The sequence below is a fragment of the Shewanella sp. MM_2022_3 genome, from assembly GCF_022557375.1.
Lineage (GTDB): Bacteria > Pseudomonadota > Gammaproteobacteria > Enterobacterales > Shewanellaceae > Shewanella > Shewanella xiamenensis.
The window spans coordinates 41,773-51,024 of record NZ_JAKZGV010000029.1 but is presented as its reverse complement, the minus strand read 5'-3'; the positions used below and the strand labels follow the sequence as shown (position 1 = coordinate 51,024).

The following is a 9,252-nucleotide window of genomic DNA, read 5'->3' as shown; positions in this document are numbered from 1 at the left end:
GTTGTTAAGTGACTGGTAAAGTCAGTGTTGAAATATAGATAAAGTTAGCTGCGGCTTTCTTAATGTTACTCGCATAATAGATAGATGGAAGAGATAAAAAATAAATTAATATATATTTTATAAAAATTTGATTTGATTACATGCTTCATGGAAACAAGTTTCCATGAAGCCTCAGATTACATTATTTGGAAACTATCAAAAATCCAGGAGAGAGCACCTAACCTAAAAATTGAACAGTCAGGATAGCATGTCGGTGTTTTTCATTGAAATACTCGCACATCTGATTGAAGCTAAAAGCTATTCACTTATGTAGAGACTATTTTATGAGCAGATACTGTGTTTGTTGCTTTATTAAACAGTACTTAATCCAGACCTATGCGCCCAACGAGTTTTCCATAAACAACCATCAATAATTAGTCGACACTTCCTAAGTATTGTGCCATGCGATTTTTATCGCCTTGATATAAGCTGGTCAAGTACTGAAAAATCCCCTGATGATTTTCAAATAAATCATTGAATTAGAGTGAACTTGCACCTTGAAGTGTGATCAGATGGAAGTGCGAGCAAACTTCAATCGCTGGGCTTCAAGGTGCATGTGTTGACTATCTTACATTTATCTCTCTATCAACATTGTCTAGAAATCCATCGAAAGCGACTCAATACCCTCATGGTCGCCTGTAAAGCCCTCATTAATGCGGATTGTCTCACCCTAACCCATTTAGGACAGCATATTGATGGCACCAGCATACATACTAAAACTCGATAAAACGCATGGATAGATTGTTGGGCATCCCGCATCTTCACCATGAAAGACTGGTGGTTTATCAGTGGCATGTAAAGTGGCTGCTTAGAGCGACTTCATTCTGCTAATGACGATCTGTCACCCGTAGAGTTTGAGATTTCTCAAGTAAAAGTTTCCAGTTTGTGGTGACCAGTACATATGTCTGTAACGGCCATGTAATGTGACTATTGAGCAGGGGAAAGAGCTATAACACCTTATTTTGACTATCTTAATCCTACTTTTATGGGAACTACTTGCCCGTATTATTTTCAAATTTACGCTGCTCCCCAATTACACTGTTGAGCAGTAGATTTTGCACGGTAAAAAGTTCTTGAACACTCAAGCTAAGCTGATTTCGATAAATATCTACCATGACATTGTTGGCTGTAACATAACGTTGTGAATGAGTTTGGCCGAGGTCAAGGTCCCACAAGACATGGTCTACTGTAAAAGAGTTATCATGGTTTAGGATAAAGGCGACTTGTAATGAAGCGGCTTCCAGCGTCTTCGGAACAGCTTTTTTATCGTCACCAGTGATTCTGAGAGCTTCGTTATGCGCTGCTTTCTTGAAGACAGATAGGTCTGTCCGGCAATGATATGTCACCGTCCTGATACCATTGGTGCTTTCATGTAATTCCCAATTCACTTGATTACAAGGTGACCAGTTATCAAAGGCTAAGCCTACCGTGGTTTGTTCGTATCCATTGAGATAACTGTTTTTGACACTACTGGTTCCCCCTGATTCTTCAGCTACAACACTTAGGAAAGCAGCTCCCAAAAGGATTGCTAATCCAAAAAGATACGCAACTAAAATTCCCCACCAGTTTTGCATCCATTTTGGTATCCAAGGCCATACTGTTTCGTCGAGCTTGTAGTAGCGGTAATAGTCATAATTAGCCAGTACTGCAAAAATAGCACAGTTAAGCGAAGGTAATAGCCTATCAATCAACTCTGAGCCAGAAAACAGCTCCCAAACCATATAGATACCAATGTTTGCCATGATTAGCATTAAGGTGAGGTAAAGTCCTTTCTTCCACATGCCTTTGGCAAAGTAATAAAAAGGACCAAACAGAAACGCAAGTATGTTGAAGTTAACAACAAAATTTGCCTTTAGCTGCTGACTTTTAGGTCTCGATGTATGCGCTGGATGTTTAGCGCAAGCCAGTAGCCCTAATTTATCCGCTTCTCTTAGGTCAAACTCAGCAAACACCTTTTGCCAACCTTTACTTAATTCATCATAGGATTTCACTGCTGGTTTTACGGCTATGACAGGCTTTGTCTTAGTTGGTGTAGCCACTTTGGGTTGCGTTTCAGGTGTTATGGCGACAGATTTTGTCGATGATGTTTGAGCTGGCGCAAGTTTGGTGTAGGTAATAATCCCCACAGAGTTCAGCTTTGCTTTTAGTGCATTAGCCTCACCCTCACTTAAGGCCTTCTTAATGCATATAGGGTTTCCAGAAAACAGTAGGTGTGCTTTTTCTTCTGGAATTTTAAGAAACTTTGCTAAGGCCACACTCAGTTTGTGACGGTCTTTTCCTTCAGCTATCTCACCTTTAAAAATGACGTTGTAGGAGTTCATTACTTTTCCTTGTGATGTGAATAGAGCTATTGGTTGCTGTATATACAGAACTCAAGTGCGCTCAATGGCTTAAAAGAGGACTATAAGCATCAAATGCGGATTATAATCCGTGGTTAGTTGGTAAGCAAATTCACATAGTGGTTGCCTTGTGATCAAGGAGACACTATGAAAACTTTAGCGACTGAATTAGGTCATGCGATGCGTAAAATGAGAAAACTCAGAGGCTTATCTCAGGATGAATTAGCGTTAAGGGCAGAAATTGACCGTAGTTACATCGGCCGTATAGAAAGAGCAGAGGTAAACTTAACGCTTGATATGTTGTATAAGATTGCAGAGGAGCTTGATTGTGAGCCACACGAGTTGTTACCAACTCGTGCATCTCTTAGAGTTTAAGCGTTGTTTTATGTTTAAATACAACCCACTTTTTTATAGTGTGCTTCCCACTCTTTATATTTTTCTTTGAATACATTAAGGATTTTATCATTGCGTTTTCTAATCGATTTTTTGACTGTTACTTCACCGAGGTCAACACCAGACAACTCCTTACTGAACATCTTAGGGATTACATGGCTGTAGTGTTTTTCAATCATCGCAACACTGGTACCACATTGTTTAGCCAAGATTTCCATATTAACCCCCGCTAAAAGTTGCCAAGTGATATAACTGTGCCGTAAGGAGTAAAGCGACCTATCACCATGCGGTGAGTTCTTTAAACCTGCACTGATTAATGCCTTTTCAAAGGTTTTAGTCAGCTCATTGGTTGTACTGCCATCAGCTAATCGGAAGAGCTTGTCAGTAGGCTTCCGGTTTGGGAATCGTTCGCGTAATGCTTGTAAGCTCGACAGAACCTCTTCACGACACACAATCTCACGAGTGCCAGTATGCTTTATGGTTTTGCCTTTGGTGACGGTAATAAATAAATGAACAGCAGTGCCATTGGTCTGGAAGCGGATATCGCCCCACGTTAGATTATCCATCTCAGTACCCGCTCTGATGCCGGTATAGACTGCAAATTCCATATAATCGATGAGCAATTCACGGATTTGTCTGCTCTTTTCTTTGCGGCTGTTTCCTTCCAAAGCAACCACTGCATCAAAGGCTTTTTCATACTCTTCTGGTGTGAAGTGTGCACGGCGCTGGGATTCAACACCTTTAGTCGATAGGGATGGCACTTGAGCGGCTAGCATCCACTTCTGGTCTACCGCTTCTTTGAACACTAACTGCATGGCAGCATTGTGGTTCAGTAGCGTCGACTTTGCTGGCTCACGGCCGAATTGCTCTATTCGCCATTTATCAAATTCACGTAGCTTGTCACTGTCGATAGAGGTGATGTAAGTTCGGTCGAAAAAGGGGATATGGTACTTGTGAAGTACCTGAATGTAGGTTGTTAGCTTATGCTTTTTCGGATTCTGTTTGTCTTTGTCTTTGTCTTTGTCTTTGTCTTTGTCTTTGTCTTTGTCTTTGTCTTTGTCTTTGTCTGTCTTATTTTTCTTTTCGGTATCGATTTTGATAATAACTTTCATGGCACTAATGGCTTTTTCTGCTACATCGCGAAAACGTTTGGAGCTAACAAAAAGGCCACGCTCCTGCAATATCCCAAATTCCATTTGTAGGCGGTGAGCCATGGCTATGGCTTTCTCTTTTTCCTTTTGCTTTGTGGCTTTGGCAATCCACTTGCCAGCAACTTTAATCCGCGCGTACCAACGCTCGCTATTGTCCTGCTTATAGACGTATAATTCGTCTGAGATATCGTGTCGTTCGAGTTGTTTGCTCATGGTCAGTGTCTGAGGTGTTTTTGCAAAGAATTTGCAAAGTTGATATTAGCACAAGCTAATTTTTGATAACTTACTGAAAAATAATACCTAAAAATTTGAGTTTTGATAAGAAATAAAACACTATCTTTTCAAAATCCGCCGCCCTTAAAAGCGTGACGGTTCGAGTCCGTCCTCTGGTACCATCCCTTTCAAAGGGACTCAAACCGACCTAGAGTCGGTTTTTTTGTGTCTTAAATTTGCTCCAAACATGCAACTTAGTGGGACTCGGCAATATCCATTTGTGTCATAGTCACGCCTTTGATTTGGGCATAGATAGCCTTTCCTGGAGCGAGTTGTAACTCGTCACAAGCCCATGGGGTGATGTTGGCCCACAGTTCTTCTTTGCCTAGTGCAATTTTTAGCTGAATTTGCTCGCCATTATCGCTGGGGTAGAGCTCTTTTATGTTTCCTCTTAGTAAGTTACGAATACTCGAGCCTTTAGGTTCTTCAGTGCAAACCGAAACATGGTTCGCTTGAATGCGTACCTTTAACTGTTTATGGGTGGGGGGCAATTGGCCGCTGACCCAGAGCTGATTGCCGTCATCCATCAACAGTCTGGTCATTGGATAATCAGGATGTCTGTCGGCGATTCTGGCGCTCAGCAGCGAACTTAATTCCTGCAATGGTACCCAGGGGCGCATTTGTTCACTATTCCATACCTGTGTTAGCGGTCCTTGGGCGATCATTTTTCCTTGATGTAACACCAACATATGGTCGGCAAGTTGTAGGATTTCATCCAAGCTGTGGCTCACATAGACGATTGGTAGCTTCAATTCCTGCGCTAGGGTTTGTAGGTAAGGCAGCAATTCGCGTTTTCGGGGTAAATCGAGGGAAGCTAAGGGCTCATCCATCAATAGCATTTGCGGCGAGGTGAGTAGGGCTCGGCCAATGGCGACCCGTTGTTTTTCACCGCCAGACAGTGTGCTGGGATAGCGGCTTAAGAGTTTTTCTATACCCAGTAGCGAGACAACTTTATCAAACAATTCAGGTGCTTTATGACGCATCCCATAGGTGAGATTGCCCTTCACACTGTAATGGGGAAATAATCTCGCTTCTTGAAAGACATAGCCAATTCGGCGTTTTTCAGGGGGCAGATTAACGGTTTTATGCTTGAACAATAGTGTATCGCCCAGGCTAATTTCGCCTTTGTCTGGCGTGGTTAATCCGCCGAGTAAATTCACTAAGGAGGTTTTGCCCGCTCCTGATCGGCCGAATACGGCTGTGACGCCCTGTAATGGTAAATGGGTGTACACCTTGAGTTGTAGTTGGCCGAGTTGTTTTTCAATATTGATGTTTAACATACGCTTGCCGTTCTTTTGAGGGCTTTTTTTGTGAGCCATTGGGAGGCGAGTAAGGAGGCCAGCGCTATCACTATCGAGATGATACACAGGCGCATTGCCTGATATTCCGCCCCCGGTGTTTCGATAAAGGAATACATGGCCAGCGGAATGGTGCGAGTTTCGCCGGGAATATTGGAGACGAAGGTAATTGTCGAGCCAAATTCCCCTAGGCTGCGGGCAAAGGCGATGATCATTCCCGACACTATTCCGGGCGAGGTGAGCGGCAGGGTGATGGTCAAAAATACCCGCCAGCGGCTGCTTCCCAAGGTGCGCGCCGCCTGTTCGAGGCGAATATCGACGGTTTCGAAGGACTGACGTATGGCTCTGACCATTAAAGGAAAGGAGACCACTGCGGCGGCGAGTGCCGCACCTCGCCAGCTAAAGCTAAAACTTATGCCAAACCAGTTATAGAGCCACTGCCCGATTACGCCCTGACGCCCCATACTGATGAGCAGCAGGTAACCCACCACCACGGGCGGTAACACCAGTGGGAGATGTAGGAGACTGTCGAAGATAGCCTTACCGGGAAACTCCACGCGCGCTAGCAACCAAGCGCATAAAATGCCTAAGGGTAAACTGGCGAGCACGGCAACCGCCGAGACTTTGAGACTCAGCAGCAGCGCGGTGGTTTCGTATTCGCTGAGCAGTGGCCCGTTAAACAGCGAGCCACTCAAGAGAACATCACTCAGCACTAGTTCACTCCAAAGCCATATTTTTCAAATACTGCTTTTGCACTAGAGCTTTGAAGGTATTGATTAAAGTCTTTAGCGCTGGCGGTTGATTCTTGCTTAGTTAAGGCGCTGGGATATTCAATCGGGCTATAGCTGGTGGCGGGGAAGGTCGCCACAATTTTAATCTTTTGCGCGACTTTGGCATCGGTCGAGTACACGATACCGAGCGGGGCTTCGCCCTGTTCCACTAATGCTAAAGCGGCGCGGACATTGTTTGCTCTCGCCAGTAGTGGCTCGGCAGTTTTCCAAAGATTCAGGTTTTCAAGCGCTTGCTTGGCGTATTGTCCGGCTGGGACATGGTCAGGGTCGCCCACCGCTAAACGGCTGCCATTGACCGCGGCCTTAATATCCCAATCGCTGTTCAGTGTTACTTGGTCTACTGGGCTATTCTTTTCGGCAATCAGCACTAAGGTATTTTTTAACAGAGTAATACGGCTATCGGCATTGACCGCCTTGGCCTCGACGAGGTAATCCATCCATTTTTGGTTGGCTGAGATAAACAGATCGGCGGGCGCACCATTAGCGATTTGTTTGGCGAGCGTTGAGGAGGAGGCAAAGGAGAAAATCACTTTCGTTTGATGTTCCTTTTCGTACTGCTGGCCAATCTCATTAAGCGCATTCGTGAGTGATGCGGCGGCAAAAACCGTCACTTGTTCTTGGTCTGCGGCAAAGCTGATGCTGCAACTGAGGGCTAAGCCAACGACTGAGGCTGTGGTAAAGCGTAAAAAGTGTTTGAGCGAGCTCATGGTGTTCCTCCGTGATAAAAAGTAATCGTTATATACCAATCTATATATCGATCGTTCAAGTCCCGATGCGTAAATTAGTGATCTCGGCTCGGTTTATTGGCGAAAACGCTAATACCTCGGCGGAGAATTCCGACCGTGCGTATTGGTATCTCAAGATTGATCGGGGACAATAGCATTCACTTAAGCTAAGGCGCGCAGGAACATGGACTTACACGCACTACTGACATTGTCATTGGGGGACAAACCCTTCGCCAATCCTCGGCGGATAGCTTTGCTGCGCCAAGTGGCTAACACTGGGTCTATCAGCCAGGGCGCGAAGTTGGCTGGGATCAGCTATAAGGCCGCGTGGGATGCGATAAATGAGATGAATACCACTATGCCCGAGCCCGTCGTCAGCAGCGAAAAGGGTGGTAAGGGCGGTGGTGGCGCCAAACTGACCGAGTTTGGTGAGCGTTTACTTAAGGTGTATTCCATCACCTCGCAGGTGCAGGAAATGGCGCTGTCAGCGTTGCTGGATGATTCGGTCGATATGCACAGTTTGTTGGATGTGATGGCGCATTTCTCCCTTAAAACCAGTGCTCGCAACCAATTAACGGGGCGTATCCACGGCATTGAGCCACTCGGTTTGAATGACAGCCTGAAGGTGACATTGGCGGGGGGGCAACCGATCCAAATCTCAGTGACCCATGCCAGTTTTGAGCGTCTGCAGTTAGCTTTGGACCAATCGATTCTATTGTTGTTTAAGGCGCCCGCGGTGACGGCCAGTCGTGATGCCTGCCAGAGTGCGGGGCAAAACTGCGTCAGTGGGCACTTACTGAGTGTGACTGAACTTGCCGATAAGGCTGAACTAGCCATAGAAATTGGTGGCAAAGAGATTATCTATTCGGTGATGCCACTGGCCGATATTCAAACGCTCAACGTAGGCGAGCCATGCTTTGCCTGCTTTGATGCCACACAAGTGATTGTTGCCAGTATGAATTAAGGCATTAAGCTAAGATGCTAGGCATCCCGTGGTAAGCCTTTTTGGATGACCCTAACCAGTCGCTCCGTTTTACGGTTATTGGTTTGTGAGCCGCCCGCACGTTGCCGCACTAGGGCCCAGTCGATATGTTCTTTCACCATATCATCGACATCTGCTTGGGCTTTACGTTGCTCAAGGGCGGCGATGATTTGCGGCGAACTCGGCGCATTGCCTAGTGCTACGGCGATATTGCGTAGCCATCGCTGATGACCAATACGGCGAATGGCACTGCCTTCGGTCTGTTTAAGAAACTCGGTTTCGCTCCACGCAAATAAGCTGAGCAGTTCAGGCTGCTTGAGTTTAGGCCGAATGTGGAAATCACTCTCCTGAGTCAGCGGTGCCTCGCGATTGACCGGGCACACCAACTGACAATCGTCACAACCGTAAATGCGATTTCCCATTAAGGGGCGAAACTCCTCGGGAATGGCACCCTGCAATTCGATTGTCAGATAAGAAATACAGCGCCGTGCATCCACGGTATAAGGCTCGACTATGGCGCCTGTCGGGCAGGAGGTGATGCAGGCCACGCAGGTGTTGCAGTCTTCTTGGATCGGAATGTCTACGGGTAACGGCAGGTTGATCAGCAATTCCCCGAGGAAGAACCAACTGCCAGCATCGTGATTAAGGATAAGTGAGTGCTTACCTGTCCAACCTATGCCAGCTTTTTCGGCGAGTGGACGTTCTAGCACTGGGGCCGAATCGACAAAGGGCCTGAAGTCGGCGGCATCGAACCCCAAGGCGACAAGCTCGCTACTGATTTGATCGCCCAGCTTTTTTAAGCGGGCACGGATGAGTTTGTGGTAATCCCTGCCGCCTGCGTAACGCGAGATATAGCCCATATTCGGCGAGGCTAAGTTAGTGGCAAAACCCGCCTCTGGCGGCAAATAATCCATCCGAGCAGAAATCACTCGAACTGTGCCAGGGTGCAACTCGTGGGGGCGGGCACGCATCATACCGTGTGTGGCCATGTAACCCATTTCCCCGTGATACCCCTTATCTAACCAGGTTTGCAACTTAGCCTCTTCTGCGGTTAAGTCGGTGTCACAAATCGCTATTTGGGCAAAACCGAGCGCCTTTCCCCAGTTCTTGATTTGCATGGCAAGACGACTAAGTGTTGCTGCGTCGGGAATATTGGCGGGAGAGGTTGCTGTGGTTGACATGGAAGCTGCGTTGAACTTAATAAGATGGCTCTATGATAGCAGTTTTAAGCCGCTACGGACGAGTTTAGTGTTTCGGGGAT

Annotated in this window: 8 protein-coding genes and 1 pseudogene; 3 read left to right on the top strand and 6 right to left on the bottom strand. The window is 46.2% G+C overall.

Features of this window, described 5'->3' with window-relative positions; translation table 11 throughout:
• Nucleotides 1-589: 589 nt before the first annotated feature.
• A pseudogene (locus tag MMG82_RS14445) lies at nt 590-849 on the top strand (IS4 family transposase); the annotation flags it as partial.
• A gap of 182 nt (nt 850-1,031) precedes the next feature.
• Here MMG82_RS14445 and MMG82_RS14440 read toward each other — a convergent pair.
• Nucleotides 1,032-2,360, bottom strand: a complete 1,329-nt coding sequence (locus tag MMG82_RS14440; protein WP_241407011.1) for a DUF2628 domain-containing protein — start codon at nt 2,358-2,360, stop codon at nt 1,032-1,034.
• A gap of 165 nt (nt 2,361-2,525) precedes the next feature.
• Here MMG82_RS14440 and MMG82_RS14435 point away from each other — a divergent pair, with 165 nt between their 5' ends.
• Nucleotides 2,526-2,753: a helix-turn-helix transcriptional regulator gene (locus tag MMG82_RS14435; protein WP_011073625.1), complete on the top strand. Its 228-nt coding sequence runs from the start codon at nt 2,526-2,528 to the stop codon at nt 2,751-2,753.
• Nucleotides 2,754-2,767: 14 nt separating this feature from the next.
• Here the strand turns inward: MMG82_RS14435 and MMG82_RS14430 are convergent, their stop codons facing one another.
• The 4 genes from MMG82_RS14430 to modA all read right to left on the bottom strand — a co-directional run bounded on the left by MMG82_RS14430 (nt 2,768) and on the right by modA (nt 6,991).
• Complete coding sequence (locus tag MMG82_RS14430) at nt 2,768-4,135, bottom strand: site-specific integrase (RefSeq protein WP_241407010.1); 1,368 nt, start codon at nt 4,133-4,135, stop codon at nt 2,768-2,770.
• Nucleotides 4,136-4,389: 254 nt separating this feature from the next.
• Nucleotides 4,390-5,475 (bottom strand): molybdenum ABC transporter ATP-binding protein ModC, encoded by a 1,086-nt coding sequence (modC, locus tag MMG82_RS14425; RefSeq protein WP_047539378.1) that lies wholly within the window; start codon nt 5,473-5,475, stop codon nt 4,390-4,392.
• On the bottom strand, nt 5,469-6,206 hold the full coding sequence (gene modB / locus MMG82_RS14420; protein ID WP_144346007.1) for a molybdate ABC transporter permease subunit: 738 nt from the start codon (nt 6,204-6,206) through the stop codon (nt 5,469-5,471). Before modB ends, modC begins: the two co-directional genes overlap by 7 nt.
• On the bottom strand, nt 6,206-6,991 hold the full coding sequence (modA, locus tag MMG82_RS14415; protein WP_241407009.1) for a molybdate ABC transporter substrate-binding protein: 786 nt from the start codon (nt 6,989-6,991) through the stop codon (nt 6,206-6,208). The genes modB and modA overlap by 1 nt, the downstream gene beginning before the upstream one ends.
• A gap of 202 nt (nt 6,992-7,193) precedes the next feature.
• Between modA and MMG82_RS14410 the strand changes: the two genes are divergently transcribed.
• Entirely contained in the window at nt 7,194-7,973 is a 780-nt protein-coding gene (locus tag MMG82_RS14410; protein WP_241407008.1) for a TOBE domain-containing protein, read from the top strand.
• Between the two features lie 17 nt (nt 7,974-7,990).
• Here MMG82_RS14410 and queG read toward each other — a convergent pair whose 3' ends face one another.
• A complete protein-coding gene (gene queG / locus MMG82_RS14405; RefSeq protein ID WP_241407007.1) occupies nt 7,991-9,172 on the bottom strand; it encodes a tRNA epoxyqueuosine(34) reductase QueG in 1,182 nt (393 codons plus the stop codon).
• Nucleotides 9,173-9,252: the final 80 nt, after the last annotated feature.